The sequence below is a fragment of the Rhodohalobacter barkolensis genome (assembly GCF_002834295.1).
Taxonomy (GTDB): domain Bacteria; phylum Bacteroidota; class Rhodothermia; order Balneolales; family Balneolaceae; genus Rhodohalobacter; species Rhodohalobacter barkolensis.
In genome coordinates this window covers 298,813-317,822 of the sequence record NZ_PISP01000003.1, presented here as the reverse complement: position 1 = coordinate 317,822, position 19,010 = coordinate 298,813, and the positions used below count along the sequence as shown (strand labels likewise).

Genomic DNA, 19,010 nt, shown 5'->3' with positions numbered 1-19,010 from the left:
ATTGTTGTGGATTATTGTATAAATCCATTCTGCCATTCGGGTAAATAGTTTCGTATTTTAACACGTTTGCGGAATCATCTAATCAACGCTTCATGAGCGAATCTACCATCGAAAAGAAAGAAAGTTCAAAAAACGGAATCCCCAGTTCTGAACGGCCCATCATAGTAAAAGGGGCCAGGGTTCACAACCTCAAAAATATTGATGTTGAAATTCCCCGAAATAAGCTTACGGTTGTTACGGGCGTATCCGGATCTGGGAAATCGAGTCTCGCGTTTGATACGATCTACGCCGAAGGACAGCGGCGCTATGTGGAGAGTCTGTCGAGTTATGCCCGTCAATTTCTGGAGCGGATGGACAAGCCCGATGTCGATTTTATGCAGGGGATTTCGCCGGCGATGGCTATTCAGCAGAAAACAACCAGCAGTAACCCGCGATCAACGGTTGGAACTTCCACGGAGATCTACGATTATGTGAGATTGCTCTTTGCCCGGATCGGTAAAACAATCTCTCCAAAATCCGGGAAGCAGGTTCAGAAAGATACACCCGAGACTATCATCAAGGAATTGTTTGACGAGCTTGAGGAGAAAACAAAATTCTATGTACTTTTTCCGATCGATTTGAGGGAGGGGCGAAAGATGGAAGAGCAGCTGACCGTGTTGAAGGAGAAAGGACTCACACGTTTGCTGAAAGTTGATGATGAGCAAATAGTCGACTTAAGCGGTGATGATGCAGATCCGAAAAAAATCAAACCGAAAAATTACCGTGTATTGGTTGATCGTCTCGCCTTGAAAAAAGATGATGAAGGCCGAAGCCGTTTGGCCGATTCGATTGAAACGGCATTCAGAGAAGGAAATGGCAGATGCTCTATTAAAGTTCGTGATGGGAAAGAGTACCCGTTTAGTGAGCGGTTTGAACGAGATGGAATGGAGTTTCTGGAGCCGACACCACAGATGTTCTCATTCAACAATCCCTTTGGTGCCTGCGACACCTGCGAAGGATTTGGCCGCGTAGCCGGCATTGATGAAGATCTGGTGATTCCCGATCACGACAAGACGATTCGCGGCGGTGCTGTGGCTCCGTTCGATTCGCCAAAATTTAGTAAATACCTGAAGGATTTTATCAAGGTTGCGGCCAAAGAGCAGCTACCGATTGATGTTCCCTATAAAAATCTGGATAAGAATACGAAGCGTATTTTGTGGAATGGTAAAGACGGTTATACAGGAATCCACGGATTTTTTAAGGATGTAAAGAGTCAGTTTTATAAAGTTCACATGCGTGTGCTTTATTCCCGTTACCGTGGTTACAGCCGCTGCCCGGATTGTGAAGGATTCCGTGTTCGAAAAGATGCTCTCTATGTAAAAGTGGGCGGATTGCATATCGGTGAGGTTTCTGAGATGACTATTGGCTACGCCCGGGAATTTTTTGAGGAACTGACGCTTACCGATTTTGAAAAAGAAGTGGCCGGTCAGATTCTGTATGAAATCAGGAAACGCCTGAAATATCTGGATGAGGTTGGACTTGACTACCTCACACTGGAACGTCTGACAAATACATTGAGCGGTGGTGAGTCTCAGAGGATCAGTCTTGCGAACTCGCTGGGAAGCTCACTGATTGGCAGTCTGTACGTTCTGGATGAACCGACTATTGGGCTTCACCCAAGAGACAACGATCGGTTGATAAACATTCTGAAGTCACTCAGGGATATCGGGAATACCGTGTTGGTTGTAGAACACGATCCGGAGATGATTAAATCGGCGGATAATATCATTGATATCGGTCCATTTGCAGGAACTTATGGCGGAGAGGTCGTATTCAGCGGTCCCTATGATGAACTTTTGAAATCAAACACGCTGACCGGAAAATATCTGAGTGGGAAAAAGGAGATTCCGGTTCCAAAAAAACGCCGTAAAGGAAATGGAAAATCCCTGCTTGTGGAGGGCGCATCCGAACACAATCTGAAGAGTATAGACGTAGAATTCCCGCTTGGTAAACTGGTATGTGTAACCGGGGTTTCAGGTTCCGGGAAATCGACCTTGGTTCACGATACACTCTATGCATTCATTCAGAACGAACTTGGAACGTGGAAAGAGAAGATTGGCCGTCATCGAAAACTGAGTGGATTGCGCCATGTTGAAGCGGTAGAGATGGTGGATCAGAGTCCAATCGGGCGATCAACACGTTCAAATCCGGCCACATACACCAAGGCGTTTGACGGTATTCGCGATCTGTTTTCAAATACACGTCAGTCTAAAATTATGGGATACACACCCGGGCACTTTTCATTTAATGTACCGGGCGGGCGATGTGAAGCGTGCCAGGGAGAAGGTGTTCAGAAGATCGAGATGCAGTTTATGGCCGACATCGAGCTTGTTTGTGAAGAGTGCGGGGGAACTCGTTTCAGAAAAGAGATTCTTCAGGTGAAGTATCGCGGGAAGAATATCCACGATGTATTGGAGATGAGCGTGAGTGATGCTCTCGATTTCTTTGTGGATGAGAATTCGATTGTGAATAAACTTCAGCCGCTGGATGATGTTGGGCTTGGTTATCTGAAACTGGGCCAGAGTGCAACCACGCTATCCGGGGGGGAAGCACAACGCGTGAAACTGGCGAAATTCCTGTCCAAGACAAACAACGATCACACACTTTACTTTTTTGATGAACCTACCACCGGACTTCATTTTGAGGATATCGCAAAACTGCTGAAGTCGTTTAACGATCTTGTGAATCAGGGACATTCTGTCATCATCATTGAGCACAATCTGGACGTCATAAAATCTGCCGACTGGATTATTGATATTGGTCCGGAAGGTGGATTTGGCGGTGGACAGGTTGTTGCAACCGGTACTCCTGAGGAGATAGCTTCTGTTGAGGAGAGCCATACCGGACAGTTTCTGAAAGAGATATTGTAAGTCTACTCAAAAGTTGTAGATCGTTACATTCCAGCTCTGTTTTAGATAGATATTCAGGCCAAGGCAATATTTTTGCCGATCGTGATTGAAAATACCGGGTAATTTCTTCTATTCTAAAAACCACTTCGATATAAGCCGGAGTGGTTTTTTATTTGGAGGTATCATGAAAACCCTATTTCATTTGATGAGCGAATTTGATTAATTGTTGTAACAAAAGTTGAGGGAATCTATCCTTAATAAAACAAAACACTTAAAAAGACAGAGAATGTATATGAAAAAGCTAACGAGTCTGCTGGTTGTCATATTTATGGCAGCGGTTGTAGTACAGAGCGCGAATGCACAAAGCCCGGTCAGTATTGGACTGAAAGGAGGGATGAACATATCAAATTTTAGCGGTTCCGATTTTGAATACGACGCAAAAACCGGATTGTTGGTTGGGGCCACTTTAGAGTTTTCTGTGCCGGCATTACCGTTCGGTATCGAAAGTGGGGTCTACTACACCCAAAAAGGTGCAAAGGTTGAAGATAGCGGCGTGTCCGGAAAAGTAAAGCTCGATTATATTGAAGTGCCTCTGACGGCAAAATTTCAATTGGGCCCTCCCGGACCGATTACTCCACATTTTTTAATTGGCCCGTACATTGGTTTTAATATGAATGCGGAAGCTGAGTTTGATGACGGTGAAATTTTTGGCGGGGTTGATATTGACGATCAGACAAAAAGTTCGGAGTTTGGCGGAGTAGCAGCCGTTGGCCTTGATTTCAATGTTGGGGTTACGAAACTCAACGCACAGGCAAGATACAGTTATGGATTTACATCGGTTTTTGAAGACGATGCAGATGACGGTGAGAAAAACGCAGTCCTCTCAATTGCCCTTGGAATCACATTCTAAATTTAAATTATAAAGAGTTGTTTTAAGCCCCGTTTTTTCGGGGCTTTTTTTCTGAAGTAATATCATGTACAGATGATCAGCAAGCTGCTTTACCTGAACTGGAAGTTGTTTTTAGCCAGGCTTACCACTTTTCAGACCGTTCTTTTGGTTGGGTACAGCCTGTTTCTTCTGGTTATGCTGGTCAACTTGATGGGATCTGCTCTCGTTGTACTTTTCCTGGATTCGAGTTCAGAAATTGCCGTTGAACTTCCCTGGCTCACACCCGAAATTCATCAGTTGATTATTCTGGTTTTTGCCAACGTATTCTGGATCATGCACTTTTCGTTTACGAGCACCCGGCTGTTGAATATGGAGGAAAACCGGAAACTGCTCGCTTTGGGATACCCAGCCGGTAAACTCTCCTGGCATCTGAATTTGATGGCCCTATATCACCCGGTAAACATGATCTACAATTTTACTTGGTTGATCTTTCTCTCCCTTCAAATTGATAGTGCGTGGAATATCCCGATTCTGGTAACAGCGGTGCTTCTTAATTACGGAATGATCTTTTCCATCAAGCATCGGTTTTTAAGAATGGTGGAAAAACGTTTTCGAATTATTGTATTCAGTTTCATCTTCATAGTATTTGGAGTGATCACTGTCCTGACTATTTTTACCCGCCGCCCTGAATCTGTAATCGGAGATTTTGCGGAACAGTTTACCGGATTTTCAGAGCTGTTTATGTGGCTGCCGGGTGGCCTGTTGCTTCAATCTGCATCATACGAGCACAGCCTGATTTTAACCGGGGTCCTCTTTGGTTTCCTGTTCTTACTTACAGTGCTGATTTTTCGGGATCATTTCTATAAAACCAAAGATGGTTTGATGAAACCGGCGGCAATTAAATTCAGAAAAGAGGCGGGAAGTTTACTCAAGTTTTTAAAACGGTATTTGGGAAACAACGCGGGCAAGTACTACTACTACGTAATGACACATCCGTATAATAAACTTCAGGTGTTTGCGATTGCGTTAATCCCATTGGTGTATATCCCAATTCTTTTATTGGTCGATTTTGGGGTAATATCAACAATACTGATTACGACCATGCTTGCGGCAATCCCGGTAGCACTCCTCGGTATGGTGATGGCCAACATGTTTGGATACGAGCACCGCGAGTTTTTACTCCATCTTCAAATGCCGGTTCCGTTCGAAAAGCAGCTTAAAGAACGGTTTCTAGGCATAATTACAGTACCTCTGTTCATTTTTTATGCAATTACTATATTTGAACTGATCTACTTGCCTCAACTGGGAACCGTATTTGCCATCTACATTGCCAATACTTTCTTTTTCCTATGTTTTATGATCATTTTTCTCTGGAGCTCATTTTATCAATATCAACAGGCCAGCTACAGTTCATTCAGTTTTAAACATCCGGTTATTCCGCAAAAGGTGACTTTTACAATGTCATCCGCGATATTCATCCTTGGTTATTCGGTTTTTGTGCCCCTGGGCGAATGGCAGCCCTACAGATTATGGGTGATGTTCGCCTTAGTCGGGGCAATTACAATCTACTTATGGCGTAATTTCGATCTGCTGTCAAAAGCGTTTAAGGGCAGGATTTTACATCAGCTCTGGAGCGATTATTAATCAGACAGGCTCTCATAGTTCTCAATATATCACATGGTAAAGCTCTTTTTTGAACTTAACGGAAAATTGTGGTGGCGTTCTCTTCGCAGTGTAGAAGTTAGCGCAATCATTCTTTACTCCCTCTTTCTGCTCCTGATTTTTGGTCAGTTTGTGGGGGTCGCTTTTACATTGGTATTTGTTTCAGATCATGCCACAGTGCAGCAAGAGTATCCCTGGTTTACGAGAGATGTTCAATTTCTGGTACATCTGGTGTTTATTAACCTGGTTTGGTTTTCACAACTGTTCTATACCAAAATTAGCCGGCTGAGACTAAACGATAACCGAAAACTGCTTGCCCTGGGGATGCCGCTTCAGAAGCTAATCAACTACATGAATATTGCAGGTTTTCTGCATCCTGTGAATCTGATGTTCAACATATTCTGGTTTGTATATCTTGGATTGATGGCAACAACTGTGTACCAGGCCGTGATGGTCTCCGTTTTGATTGTGTTGAACTACGGCCTGATCAATGCGATTAAATGGAGATTCAAAACGTTTACGTCAGAAAATTCAAAATGGCTGAATGGATTACTTGGATTGATCGTCATGATCTTAATTCTCTTTGCTACTCAGATCGATCTGACGAATTTTGTTGCTTACCCTGAATTTTTTGCACCCAAAATTAACGAGTGGCTGGTCTACTCACCCGGTATGATCTTCTATTCCGCAGCTGCATGGATACCCGGTGAGCTGGTATTTTTAGTGGTATTCATCACAGTGATGATCTGTGGATTTGTGCTCCAAAAAGATCTCTACCTTCAAACCCGAAAAGCCCTGCTTACTCCATTGGCCAGCGATTCATCTGAAGATCATTCAAATGGTATTCGCTTCTTTATCAAATGGCTGGGCAGGCAAGGAGGTAAATTTTTCTACTCGGTGTGGAAACACCCATTCAGTAAAACTCAAATTCTGCTGACCTACTTTTTTGTGATCCCCTATATCGTGTTTGTGTCAACCGGAACGGAAAATGGTGGATTTATGACTTCCGTTCTGCTCTCCCTGATTCCAGTTATTTTTCTGATGGTAATGATGGCAAACATGTTTGGATTTGAAAACAGAGAACTTTTACTCACTCTTCAGGCGCCCATTAAACGGGAAAAAATTATTATTGAACGGTTTTTTACGGCTTTTAAAATCACGCTGGTTGGTTTGATCTCAGTGTTGGTGTTTATTCCGTTTCTATACCAGTCGCCGTTGACTATGGTTCAGGTTTTTATGGGAGTGCTGTTTATTACCATGGTGTTTTCTCATTATGTTTTTAAAAGCTCCATGAACAACTATAAAAAAATTGAAGATGTTAGCCTGATGTCGGTTTCAAATCCGGTTGTACCTGCATCCGTTAATTTTTCGGGAATGTTTATTGTGCTTTTATTGGGTGTTGTGACTTTTCCGGTTTACGAAAATGTTCAGTGGTATCATATTGCCGCACTTGGTGTGGGCAACGTAATACTGCTGATTATGTATATTAAGAAACTGAAAGGGGTGTCAATCTCCTTCAACAAAAAAGTGATCCCTCATTTATGGAACGAGCTTTAATTATAGAAAAGCTTACAAAAGCTTACGACAAGGAACCTGTTTTAACCGAGCTGGACCTGGAGGTGCCTACCGGTACAATATTTGGCCTGATTGGTCCAAACGGAGCCGGGAAAAGTACCCTGATTGGTATCTTAACCGGTCTGTTAGATTATAACCAGGGCTCTATTGTGATCAACGGATTGAGTTATAATTCCTCCAATGAGATCGAAATAAAAAAGGATGTGGCTTCTGTATTGCAACCTCCGTTGCTGTTCGAGAATTTTACATCTCACGAATTTGTAACGTACGTTTGCGAAATGTACAGTATTCCGGCGCACGGACTGAATAAAAAAATAGAATCTCTGTTCGACTATTTTGAAATCACGGAATTCATGCATGTGAAAACGAAGCAGCTCTCTTCCGGCAGCCGTAAGAAATTGGCGTTCTGTGCTGCAATCTTAACAGAGCCGAAGCTTCTTTTTTTAGATGAGCCGTTCGAAAGTGTGGATGTGATATCGATCGGGCGTATGAAAAATGTAATTCGAAGATTAAAACAGAAGGGGACTACGATTTTCATTACCAGCCATATTCTCGAAGTGGTGGAGAATTTATGCGATGACATCGCGATTCTGCACAAAGGAAAAATCCTGGCCTATCTGGATTCAGCAACACGCAAAGAGCTAGAAAAAAATTCGAACCTGAGCGAAATATTTGAACAGTATGTTGAGTCGGGCGGCAGAAGTGATGATATGCTTAGCTGGTTGTAAGGTCTGCTTTTCTTTTCCCGGTACGTATTAACGTCAGGCTGTTTACTACAAACAGGGCGCCGGCAATGGCTGTAACATAAAACGTACCATCCAGGCTGAGATACAGATAAACCAATCCCAGAACGTACGGGCCTAACGCCTGACCAATTCTCATCACCATCCAGTTTACTGATAGGAAAGCAGCTCTATATTCTTTAGGTGCATAGCCGGTCAAAAGGTTCAAAATACTTGGTATGTTCATTCCTTGGGCAACTCCAAATAGAGCAATTGGCAGAGTGAAGTACCAGATATTCTCAACCATTGGGATCATTAAAAAGATTACCGTATACAGAATCGCTGCTGCGGAAATCAGATTTTTCTCACTAAAACGCTTGGTTAAACGACCCAGCTGGGCTGATGTAACGGCAGTAACCAGGGAAGATCCGGAGAGGATGATTCCAATGGCAAGCGAACTCTTTTCAAACTTCTCATCAAGCAGGATGGTAAAGAATGTGATGTAGCCTCCATAGAGAATGATAAAGGTCAAAAACATACCTATAAATAAACCCAGCACCATTTTTGACATCAATGCCGATTTGATCTCTTTCAGATAAAGGTTTATTCCCAATCCATTTTTTTCAATTTTTTGGTCCAGAAAGAAAAGTGCAAAGAGACCAACGGGAATCGCAATCAGGGTGAGGAAAAAGGGGTAATTCCAGCCTAAGATGGCCAGCGCACCACCAATTGCCGGATACATAGCCGTACCAATACTGAGCACACTGCCGTTGTAGCCCATCACAGAAGCGCGCTGATTACCGGAGTAGAGATCTCCAATCAGTGTTAAATTGAGGACTCCAAGCGCAGCACTCCCAACTCCCTGAAATGCCCTGAAAAGCAGAAGCTGATCGAAGGATGTGGCAAATGCACAGGCTGTACCGGCAATACCAAAAAGAAAAAGTGAGGGAATCAGTATCACCTTACGATTGTATCTGTCGGCCAGGATCCCGAAAATGGGAGTGAAAAAGATGCCCGGAAGTGTGAAAAATGTAATAAGCAGACCAATTTGATCTGTTGTTACATCCAGTGAGCGCGCAATAGAGGGAAACGCAGGCGCTATACTGGACACTCCCATTACGGAAGTGAGTGTCACTCCAAAGATGATGTAAAGATTGACGTCTTTAAATAGACCCTTCTGGGTTTCAGCTGTGCTCAAAAAAGAATAATTTATTTTACGATTTCACGTCAGATTAATAATTTTAAAGGGTGAAAAATAGGCCATTTATCAGAGAATAGAAGAAAACGTTTGTAATCATTTTCGTTCATTCGGAGATAGTTTATAATTTCTGATACAATTTTTTGTCAAATTTGTTACCATCCGTTGGTTATATCGATAATAAATAATTAGTACTGCTTTGTTCATAAAAAATCGGGTTCTAAAAGAAGTTAAAAGTCAGCAATACACCATTAAGTTTGCTAAAAATGAGGAAGAAGTTGATGCTGCGTTGCGACTCAGATATGAGGTGTTTAAAGAAGAGCTGCAGCGCAATTTTCAATTTGATGCCGGAAAAGAGAAGGATCAGTACGATGATCAGGCTCACCATCTGATTGTAGTGGATAATGAAACACAGAAGATCGTGGGTACTTACCGGATGCAGACGTACGAACAAGCGAAAGCCGGTAACGGATTTACGAGTGAAGTTCGATTTAACCTTCAGGATCTTCCCATGGATGTGCTTGAGAATGCAGTTGAAGTGGGCCGGGCATGTATCAGTAAAGAGCACAGAAGCGGCAGAGTGCTTTTCCTTCTCTGGAAAGGATTTGCGGGATACCTCGAGCATTTCAATAAGCGCTATCTGTTTGGATATGCTGCATTGGATACCAACAATATGAAGGTGGCTCAGAACACATATCGCTATTTAAAAGAGGAGGGACATCTCCATCCCAAATATTATATTGAGCCAAATGAGGACTTTAAGCCGACCCCGGATCAGTTTAAAGAGGAAACTGACGAACATGAAATTCCGCCTCTTTTTAAAAACTATCTTGACGTTGGGTCGAAGGTGATAGCCGGTCCGTCGTACGATAAAAAGCTCGATTTAATTCACTTTATGATCTTGCTGGACATTGAAGAAATATCAGACCGAACCAGGAAAATGTTTTTTGGTTAATACCCATCAGGGATCAAAATCTCATAAAAGTATCATGAGGACTTTAATAGCATCCGTTAAAATTTTCTTGTTGATTACTTTTACGCTATCGCTCTACCTGATCTATTTGCTGGCTTATGCTTTTGTTCGTTTGGTGAGACTGCCTTACGAACCGCTTCGAAATCTCTATATGTATACGTGGTCGAAGGGGATGTGTATTGTTCTGAATATCAGAGTTAAGACGGAAGGCGAACCGCCTGAGGCTCCATTTTTCTTGGTGTCTAACCATCTCAGCTATATTGATATTATTCCTCTCTACCTAAACCTGAAATGTACATTTGTAGCAAAAAAAGAGGTCAGATCCTGGCCACTGCTTGGATTTATGGTGAAAACGATGGGGGTGATATTTATTGATCGCTCCATAAAGCGGGATGTTACCCGGGTGAACGAAATTCTATCTAAAAGCTTGAATAAATACCAGGGGATGATTCTTTTTCCGGAAGGAACCACATCTGGCGGCGATCAACTGCTTCCATTTCGTCCGTCACTGCTCGATTATCCGGCAAGTGAAGAAATTCCGGTTTATTATTCCACAATCTGGTATTCAACGGCTGAAGAAAAGGGTGACCCACCGGCAGATATAAGCGTCTGTTTTTATGGAAAGCGAGACCCTTTTCATAAACATGTTATGAAATTGGCAAAGAACAGACGCGTTGATTGCACCATCCGGTTTTGCAGTACGCCCGTGCAGTGTGGAGACCGAAAAATATTGGCTCAAAAACTTCATCAGGGAATGTCTAAAATTTTTGAGCCAACCAGATAGAGTGTGGCTTAGTCAGAAAGTGCTTTTTTGATAACTTTTCGTCTCTTTTTGGATATCCCGACCACCACTGTTGGGACCACAAACAGTGTTAGAATTGTGGCAAACGCCAACCCTCCAATTACAGAACGTGCCAGCGGACTCCAGGTTTCCGATCCGGCACCTAACTCAAGTGCAAGCGGAATCATGGAGAAAATAGTGGTCATTGCGGTTAACAGAATGGGTCTCATCCGGCGCTTACATGCTTCCAGGAAGAGTGCGGCATAATCGGGTGAATCTTCCTTTCCTTTAGTTCTCAGGTGAATGTAATCGAGCAGTACTATCCCATTGTTTACAACAATACCGATCAGAATTACAATACCGATGTATGCCGGTACACTCAGCGGTGTTCCTGTGATGTATAGAAAAAGAAGGGAACCGAAGAATGCCAAAGGCACGGAGAACATGACAATAAATGGATCCCGCAGGTTTTCAAAAACGGATGCCATAACCATGTAGGTTAGCAGCAGTGCAAGAAACAGTGCAATCATGATCTCTCCGGAACTCTGTTGCTGGGAGAAAACGGACCCGGAAAATTCGTATCGATATCCGTCAGGTAAAATTATTTCATTATCCAGCAGATCGACTATTCGCTGCTGATACTCTTCCATATCTCCGCGCACCATAACAGCTACATCCAGAAGTGTTTCACGGTCTCGCCGCGTAATTGTGCTTAATCCCTCAACCGGAACAAAGTCACCCAAACCAAGAACAGGAATTCGCTGATCCTCAAACTGTACCAGTTCTAAACCAAAAAGGTCTTCGCGGTTCTGAAACTGATCCCGGTTATTCCGTACCTGTATGGCAATTTCGCGACCTTCTTCCCGGAAAAACCCGGCTCGATTACCACGGGCCTGAGCTCCAAGAGCACTGGCCACACCCTGCGAGGTGGCTCCGGTACGGCTAATTCGGTTTCTGTCTAATTGATACTGCAATTCAGGCATGGGTCTTGATCGGGGATTACTGACCGACATCACCATTGGATCATCAATTAATGCATTTTCCATTTCGAGGGTGAGCCGTTGAAGTACCTCTACATCGGGGCCAATCAGGCTAACGCGAATGCCACGTCCACCCCAGCCTCCACGGCCCATGGGAATACCGCCACCGCCGCCCAGGTTAGCAATTTCAATGTTAATTTCCGGCTCCCGAAGCCTGTCTTGTAGCTCTGAAGCAACATCGCTTGTTGTGGCTTCTCTCAGGTTTTCGTCAACCAGTGTAACACTTAATGTTCCGCCGTTGGTTAATGTGCTTCTGCCACGTCGGCCGATGTTGGTAATAACGGTTTGTACCTCCGGTGAGTCTACAAGGATGTTTGTGTATTCCCGAAGTTTTTCAGCGGTTGTAGCCAGATTTGTGCCGGCCGGGAGTTCAATTCGCAGGTCAAATTGACCTTCATCAGTTTCCGGGAAAAACTCTTTCTGAATATCCTGAAACAGGAACCCGGCACCTGCTATAATCAGAACAATACTTATCGTAATGACGTACTTGCGGGCAAGGATCCATTCAAGAATGCTGATGTAGTTGTTTTCAAGCGATTTGATCCATGCAAAGGTGTAGCTCTTTTTCATGAACTCTTCTCGTTTTAAAACCAGTGAGGCCAAAACGGGAATGAGTACAATTGAAGCAATAAACGAGCTGGTAATGGAGATGGAGATTGTGAGGGCTAAATCTTTTGCAACGGTTCCCTGAAAACCGGATAGTCCCATAATTGGAATAAAAACGGCAAGTGTGGTAAGCGTTGAGCCCAATAGTGCACCGCCGACCTCATTGGTACCGTTTAGTGCTGCCTGAAACCTGCTTTTACCGCTTTCGAGCTGACTGGCAATACTCTCGGATACTACAATGGAATTATCAACCAATAGTCCAATTGCAAGCGCAAGTCCGGTAATGGAGATAATGTTCAGGGTGATATCCAGGAAGTACATGAATGCGAATGTTGCGGTAAGCGAAACCGGAATACTCATAGCCACAACGAATGCGATTCGCCATCCGCCCATAAAGAGAAGTAGAATTAAAATAACTACTACCAGAGCGATGAGAGCAGATTGAGCAAGGTTTGATATTGAATCTTCAATAAATTGCCCTTCGTTATTGAGAACCTGCATGGTTACACTGGCCGGCAGGTTTGGAGTGAACTCTTCCATGGTTCTGATTACCTGCTGTGCAACATCAAGGGTGTTTGCGTCCGACTGCTTCTGAACTTCTATGGTAACACTGTTCCGCCCGTTTATTTCAACAATATTGGTGATGTCTTCATAATCGTCCCGCACTTCTGCTACGTCACGAACCCGAATAGGGACATCATCACGCATGGTAATGATGGTTTGATCAATTTGATCAACATTGTCGTACATGGCACTTGCACGAATGCTGTAGCTGGTGCGATCTGTGACAATGCTTCCCACAGGTTGCTGTACATTATTACCTTGAATGGCACTGCTTACCTGTGCCGGAAGTAACCTGTGCCGCGACATTGCTTCGGGGATAAGATCTACATATATATTCCGATTAAGCCCTCCTCGGGTGTCAGCCGATGCTACACCGGGTATACGTTCGAAACGTGGTTCAATAAATTCGAGAGCGAGTGTGCGCAGTTCATCCAGACCCAGCACGTCCGATTCCACACTGAGCTGCATAATTGGAGCCCGATCGGGATCAAACTGAAATATAACCGGTTCGTTGGCTTCCGAAGGAAGCTGAGGACGAATTCGATCAACGGCTTCGCGAACTTTCTGTTCGGTAACCATAATGTTGGTTCCCGGTTTTAAGCGAAGAATAAGGAAAGCGCCTCCGCGCCGAACGTTGGAGTCGAGAGATTCTACTCCTTCTACTCCCATAATAACACCTTCAATCGGCTCAACCACAAGTCTGAGCATGTCATCGGGAGCTACATTGGAGTAGTTTACCGAAACAGCCATCACCGGAATGTTGAAGGTTGGGTAAAGGGTGACCTTCAGGTTTAACAGCGAGAAGATGCCAAAGCCAATAACCAGCAAAGACATCATAATGGCCGTTACAGGTCGCTTCAGTATTCTTTCAGTTATTGTGATTTTTTTCATATCGAGATGCTTCCCAAAGGGAAAGCGTTTCAGGTTTAAAGTTTAAGGTTTCAGGTTTACCTCAAAAACATTGTCTTACCTGTTTATTTACTGTTTGAATTTCGAACCTCTAAGATCAGATTTACTGAGATAATTCATTAAAGATGAAATTTTCTTACTGATAAAAACTGCTTTGTTTACAAGTGTCTCAAATTCAGTTTCTGTAATGTATTCGTAGTCAAATGATCTGTACAATTGCGAACGTGTTTCACCACAAGATCCTTTAGCGATGCTCAAAAACTGTATGAATTCTTTATTGCCTCCACGCTCAAATCCTTCTGCAATGTTATCCATTATAGATCCGGATGATCCTCGAATTTGATTTCTAAGTTTGAAGTCCTTAGCAAATGCTCCAAAATTGGTTATTTGATATACATCTTTGCAAAGCTCACGGGCAAGTTGCCATATTTCCAGATCTTCAAACCTTTCAACTTTCATATCATCTTAAACCTTTAACTTTAAGACGTTAATTTTTCAAAGGATCTTCCTTATGAACCGCGTCAAACCCCGCTTTTTCCACCAGGGCGTTGATCATATTATACATACAAGGAACGGCAAAAAGCATTAGTATGGTACTCATGGTCAATCCTCCAATAACGGCACGGGCCATCGGGCTCCAGGTCTCAGCTCCGGCGCCCAGCTGAAGCGCCAGGGGAACCATCGCCAAAATAGTGGTGAAGGCAGTCATCAAAATGGGTCGTAACCTTCGTCCGGCACCATTTACAATTGCATCATGACGGTTTTGTCCGCGAGATTGCAGAATTTTTATGTAGTCGATCATCACAATACCGTTGTTTACTACAATCCCTGTTAGCAGTACCAGACCGACCATTGCCGTTACACTGATTGGGGTGGATGTTATCCAGAGAATTAAGAGTACACCGGTTAAAGCCAGTGGAATGGTTACAATGATGATAAACGGTTCCACAAGACTTTCGAACTGAGAAGCCATGACCATGTATGTCAAAATTCCGGCAATCAGAAAAGCGATCATCAAATAGAAGAATGACTCTCGCTGCTCTTCGGCAGAACCTCCCAGTTCATATCGATAACCTTCCGGGAAGTTAATAGTGCTTATGGCCGAATTTGCAAGATCGGTGGCGGTGCGCAGATCAATTCCACCCAAATCACCTTCAACTTCAACCATCCGTTCCTGGTTAACACGCAAAATATTGGATGGTCCGGTGTAACGTTCAACACTTGCCAGATTCTTGAGAGGCATCCAGTCTCCTGCGGGAATCTGAATTTGAAGCTCCTCAAGGGATGTTGATTGTGCTTTGTCAATCGGATCCATTTCAACGAGGACTTCGAATTCCAGTCCCTCATCAACGAACGTAGTTGCAGTAGCACCCTGAACGGCATTACTTAAGGAAGTTGCTACCTGTGAGGTTGTCATTCCTACACGGGCAATTCGTTCCCTGTCCATTTCCACGCGAAGTTCCGGACGCCCCTGATCAGCTGAGCTGAATACATTGACAAATCCGTTGATATCATTCAACTCCGCCATTACATCTGATGCTATAGTACGTTTAACATCCTGGTCAAATCCATAAATCTGTACAATCAACCCTGTCTCTCCATCCGGGCTTAACGGATCTTCGCGTACTTCTCTGATGTTAGCTCCCGGAACAGCATTCAAAGCTGTTAAAACCGATGAGGCGATATCCATCTGGCTACGATCCCTCTCTTCTACTTTTGTCAATTCAATTCGTATCCGGCCTTGATTTCCACCCGGGCTGTCTGCTCCTTCAATTCCGATTTTATCACCGTAGTCCGAAACGATCAGTCGTGCTTCCGGTACTTCCTGACGAATAATATCCTCTGCCTGAATAATGGTTCTTTCCAGTTCAAGTAAACTGACACCCGGTTCTCTTTGAACTTCAAGGATGATGAAGTTTTCATCTACCTGAGGGAAAAACTCGCCGCCCAAAAGGAAATAGATTGGAAGCGATGCAATCAGAAGTGCAAAAGCTCCAAATACTACTAAACCGCTTTTTTTCAGGCTTTTGTCCAATGTATTTTTGTAGCTGTTTTCAAGACGGTCAAATTGTCTGCCCAGCCAGGGTCCCACCCGATCGGAAAAGAGTGCTTTTGATCGGGAAGCAAACCACGCCCAGATTTTAAGAAAAGGCCATAGTAAGAAGTAAACGATAAAAAGCGGAATGGCTAATATGCGTGTGAATACATTTTGTCTGCGCCACACCAGCAGTTTGTTCATCAGGTTTTTGGCGGGATCTTTTTTATCTGCATCAATCAGTTCTTTGTCAAACAGGCGCGAACTCAGTACCGGAATCAATGTGATGGCAATCAGTACAGAGACAATCAGAGCAAAGGAGATAGTTAAGGCAAGATCGCGGAAGAGTAATCCGGCGATACCGGGTACAAAAAGTATTGGCAGAAATACAACAAGTGTGGTCAGAGTGGAGACGATAACCGGTGCGGCAACTTCCTGAGCTCCCGAAATTGCGGAGTTTTTACTGTCTTCTCCATCTTCTTTAAACCGGAAAATATTCTCCAAAACCACAACGGCGTTATCAACTACCATACCCACTGCGAGCGTGAGTCCGGAAAGTGAGATAATATTCATACTCACATTCGAGAAATCCATAATACTGAATGTGGCTATGATAGAGATCGGAATTGTAATCGCCACAACCAGCGCAGACCGCCCATTTCTCAAAAATAGCAGAAGCATGATGATAACCAGAACCACAGCCTGGAGGCCGGTCATGATCAGGTTATTAATCGAAAGACTGATAAAGTCTGCTTTGTTGGTGAGAATTTCGAGGCTTACATCACCTGGCAGTACATTTCGGATCTCATCCAGAGAGTTTACAACACCACCGGCAGCACTTACAATATTGCTATCGCTCTGTTTGTAGATGTTCATGATCACCCCATCGTTGCCTTGCACCCGCACATTGCCGATGGGTTGTGCAATACCATCTTCTACTCTGGCGATATCTTTCAGGTAAACGGGATTGCCATCGTCTGTAACCGATATAATACTGTTTCGAATTTCCTCAATATTTTTGAAGTCGCCGATTGTGCGCAACGAAAAAACAGTTTCCCCCTCAGTGAGCTCACCGGCCGGGACCTGGACATTCTCCTGCCTCAGTCGACTCGAAATATTACCCACGTCCAGATTATAGGTCAGCATTTGGGCGTTACTGATCCGAACGTTGATCTGACGGTCAAAACCACCGGCCGTTTCTGCTGAGGCGATGCCTTCTATGCGTTCAACACGCTGCTCAATTTGCCTGGTGGCAATAGTTCGCAGCTCCCGCGGGCTTCTTGTCTCTGATGTCAATGCCAGAACCAGCACCGGCTCGTCATTGGGATCGTAGGAGAAAACAATGGGCTGTTCAACCTCATCCGGCAGTGATCGCCGAATCATATCAAGCCGTTTTCGAACTTCTGTTTCGGCAATAAAGAGATCGGTACCCCAGTTGAAGTTCAGTTTTACAACAGAAGCTCCCTGGCTCGATAGTGACCGAACCCGGCGTACTCCGGAAATACTCCCAACCTGTTCTTCGATTGGACGGGTAATCAGCGCCTCAATATCTTCGGGAGCAACTCCTTCAAATGTTGTATAGACGGTTATTGTAGGAAAGGAGACATCCGGATAGAGATTCAGCCTTAGATTATTCAGTCCGTAGAGACCAAATCCGATCAGAATAATACTGATCATCATGAAGGTAATCGGCCGGTTAACAGCAATTTTGGGTAGATTATTCATAAATCCCGATACCTAATTGTTATTGCCGGATTGCTGACGATTACCGGATCGGGCACTGTCGCTCCGCTGCCTTTGCTCTCGCATTTTCTGACGCTCTTCGGGCGACATATTTTGAATCCTCTCCCTGCGCTCTTCAGGACTTAAATCCCTGAGGTTTTCTGATGACTGCCCCGAATCAGATTCGGCTTGTTGGGGTTGTTCTGTTTCTATGGCTCCAGCTACCCGAATTCTGGCTCCGTCATTTAAATTTCGTTGACCGGTTACAATTAAACCGTCTCCTGCCTGCAGTCCGCTTATGACCTCAATTCGGTCTCCCTGTTCAATACCAAGTTCCAGTTCCCGGCGAACCGCTATGGAATCGCCCTGATTTACAAATGCAGAGTATGTTCTCTCCAATTCAATCGTTCCGGTTTCCGGTTCAATGTATGTATCCACTTTTTCTACCATAGCAGATCTCGGAATGACAACCGCATTTTCGCGGGTCTGCAGGTTGATTCGTGTCTGAACCAACGCTCCCTGGTAGATATTTGATTCTGTATCGGTTAGAGTAATCACAACTTCACCAAGTCCGGTAGTAGGGTCCAGTTGCGGGCTGATACGGGAAACAACACCCTCAGCTATTGCATCAGACCGGCTTGAGAGTGAGAGGGATACAGATTGCCCCGGCTGGATCAGCTCCCAGTCCTGAAGAGGTAAAAATACACGGGTTTCAAAACCAACAAGATTAGCTACTTCAAAAGCAACCTGTCCGGACGATGCAATATCACCTTCGGCAATAGAGCGGCTTAGAACAACACCATCAACCGGCGATTTGATCTTGGTGTGTTCCAGATTCTCCCGGCTCTGGGTCAGGTTGGCACGGGCTGCTTCGAGCTGAGCCCGGCTGTTCAGGTAAGTGGCACGAACATTATCCAGTTCAGACCGGCTGATAAGATTACGATCAAAAAGCTGTTGCTGGCGGGCAAACTCTGAACTGTCTCTTTCAAATGCTACTTCCTGTTGCCGAATCTGTGCCTGAGCTTGTTCCATGGCATCACGGAAGGGCACATCGTAAATTTCTGCCATCACTTGTCCGCGGCTGACATTATCTCCCAGGTCAACTAAAATACGGGTAACCTGATTGGTTACCTGCGGGGTGACAGAAACAACATCCTGAGCCCGAATGGTGCCATAAGATCGGACCTGGTCAGAAATTGATTCTGTTTGAACAGGAACAACCTCTACGCTGGCTGCAGGGCCCTCACCAAAGCCGCCGGGACGGTTGGGTGACATATTATCCGAATCTTCAGAACTACAGGAAGAGGTCAAAAGGATGAATAGAATAGCGCTTGAAAGGTAAAGTAGCTTTTTCAACCGAATAGTATTTTTAGTTAACATTGGTAAATTAAAAATGTAAGAACTCGTACGTCAGTTTTTCTGAAGTGATACAATTTATCACACATA

At 44.2% G+C, this 19,010-nt stretch carries 12 protein-coding genes; 7 read left to right on the top strand and 5 right to left on the bottom strand.

Annotation, left to right across the window (positions count from 1 at the left end):
• Positions 1-92 precede the first annotated feature (92 nt).
• From uvrA to CWD77_RS11295, 5 genes are all read left to right on the top strand, one after another.
• The gene (gene uvrA, locus CWD77_RS11315) at positions 93-2,909 is read left to right on the top strand and encodes an excinuclease ABC subunit UvrA (RefSeq protein ID WP_101073675.1); all 2,817 of its coding nucleotides are present in this window, start codon (positions 93-95) and stop codon (positions 2,907-2,909) included.
• 271 nt (positions 2,910-3,180) lie between these two features.
• A complete protein-coding gene (locus CWD77_RS11310; protein ID WP_165779140.1) occupies positions 3,181-3,798 on the top strand; it encodes a porin family protein in 618 nt (205 codons plus the stop codon).
• Positions 3,799-3,870: 72 nt separating this feature from the next.
• On the top strand, positions 3,871-5,421 hold the full coding sequence (locus CWD77_RS11305; RefSeq protein WP_101073673.1) for a hypothetical protein: 1,551 nt from the start codon (positions 3,871-3,873) through the stop codon (positions 5,419-5,421).
• Between the two features lie 33 nt (positions 5,422-5,454).
• On the top strand, positions 5,455-6,996 hold the full coding sequence (locus CWD77_RS11300) for a hypothetical protein (RefSeq protein ID WP_101073672.1): 1,542 nt from the start codon (positions 5,455-5,457) through the stop codon (positions 6,994-6,996).
• Positions 6,981-7,742 carry an ABC transporter ATP-binding protein gene (locus CWD77_RS11295; protein WP_101073671.1) on the top strand — a complete coding sequence of 254 codons (762 nt, stop codon included), beginning with the start codon at positions 6,981-6,983 and terminating at the stop codon, positions 7,740-7,742. The genes CWD77_RS11300 and CWD77_RS11295 overlap by 16 nt, the downstream gene beginning before the upstream one ends.
• Here the strand turns inward: CWD77_RS11295 and CWD77_RS11290 are convergent.
• Positions 7,729-8,934, bottom strand: a complete 1,206-nt coding sequence (locus tag CWD77_RS11290) for an MFS transporter (RefSeq protein ID WP_101073670.1) — start codon at positions 8,932-8,934, stop codon at positions 7,729-7,731. The two genes, CWD77_RS11295 and CWD77_RS11290, sit on opposite strands and share 14 nt — an antisense overlap.
• A gap of 199 nt (positions 8,935-9,133) precedes the next feature.
• On the opposite strand from CWD77_RS11290, the gene CWD77_RS11285 reads away from it, so the two are divergent.
• Complete coding sequence (locus CWD77_RS11285) at positions 9,134-9,889, top strand: GNAT family N-acetyltransferase (RefSeq protein ID WP_165779139.1); 756 nt, start codon at positions 9,134-9,136, stop codon at positions 9,887-9,889.
• A gap of 34 nt (positions 9,890-9,923) precedes the next feature.
• Positions 9,924-10,691 carry a lysophospholipid acyltransferase family protein gene (locus CWD77_RS11280; protein ID WP_101073668.1) on the top strand — a complete coding sequence of 256 codons (768 nt, stop codon included), beginning with the start codon at positions 9,924-9,926 and terminating at the stop codon, positions 10,689-10,691.
• An 8-nt stretch (positions 10,692-10,699) separates the two neighbouring features.
• On the opposite strand, the gene CWD77_RS11275 is transcribed toward CWD77_RS11280, so the two are convergent.
• The 4 genes from CWD77_RS11275 to CWD77_RS11255 form a co-directional block, all read right to left on the bottom strand.
• The gene (locus tag CWD77_RS11275) at positions 10,700-13,789 is read right to left on the bottom strand and encodes an efflux RND transporter permease subunit (protein ID WP_101073667.1); all 3,090 of its coding nucleotides are present in this window, start codon (positions 13,787-13,789) and stop codon (positions 10,700-10,702) included.
• Between the two features lie 87 nt (positions 13,790-13,876).
• Positions 13,877-14,266, bottom strand: coding sequence for a four helix bundle protein (locus CWD77_RS11270; RefSeq protein ID WP_101073666.1), 390 nt, complete (start codon positions 14,264-14,266; stop codon positions 13,877-13,879).
• A 28-nt stretch (positions 14,267-14,294) separates the two neighbouring features.
• Complete coding sequence (locus tag CWD77_RS15680) at positions 14,295-17,567, bottom strand: efflux RND transporter permease subunit (RefSeq protein ID WP_240596799.1); 3,273 nt, start codon at positions 17,565-17,567, stop codon at positions 14,295-14,297.
• A 12-nt stretch (positions 17,568-17,579) separates the two neighbouring features.
• Positions 17,580-18,920, bottom strand: coding sequence for an efflux RND transporter periplasmic adaptor subunit (locus CWD77_RS11255; protein WP_240596797.1), 1,341 nt, complete (start codon positions 18,918-18,920; stop codon positions 17,580-17,582).
• Positions 18,921-19,010: the final 90 nt, after the last annotated feature.

Coding starts and splice junctions, on each gene's coding strand:
- uvrA (WP_101073675.1), top strand. CDS start 93: ATGAGCGAATCTACCATCGAAAAGAAAGAAAGTTCAAAAAACGGAATC.
- CWD77_RS11310 (WP_165779140.1), top strand. CDS start 3,181: ATGAAAAAGCTAACGAGTCTGCTGGTTGTCATATTTATGGCAGCGGTT.
- CWD77_RS11305 (WP_101073673.1), top strand. CDS start 3,871: ATGATCAGCAAGCTGCTTTACCTGAACTGGAAGTTGTTTTTAGCCAGG.
- CWD77_RS11300 (WP_101073672.1), top strand. CDS start 5,455: ATGGTAAAGCTCTTTTTTGAACTTAACGGAAAATTGTGGTGGCGTTCT.
- CWD77_RS11295 (WP_101073671.1), top strand. CDS start 6,981: ATGGAACGAGCTTTAATTATAGAAAAGCTTACAAAAGCTTACGACAAG.
- CWD77_RS11280 (WP_101073668.1), top strand. CDS start 9,924: ATGAGGACTTTAATAGCATCCGTTAAAATTTTCTTGTTGATTACTTTT.
- CWD77_RS11275 (WP_101073667.1), bottom strand. CDS start 13,789: ATGAAAAAAATCACAATAACTGAAAGAATACTGAAGCGACCTGTAACG.
- CWD77_RS11270 (WP_101073666.1), bottom strand. CDS start 14,266: ATGAAAGTTGAAAGGTTTGAAGATCTGGAAATATGGCAACTTGCCCGT.
- CWD77_RS15680 (WP_240596799.1), bottom strand. CDS start 17,567: ATGAATAATCTACCCAAAATTGCTGTTAACCGGCCGATTACCTTCATG.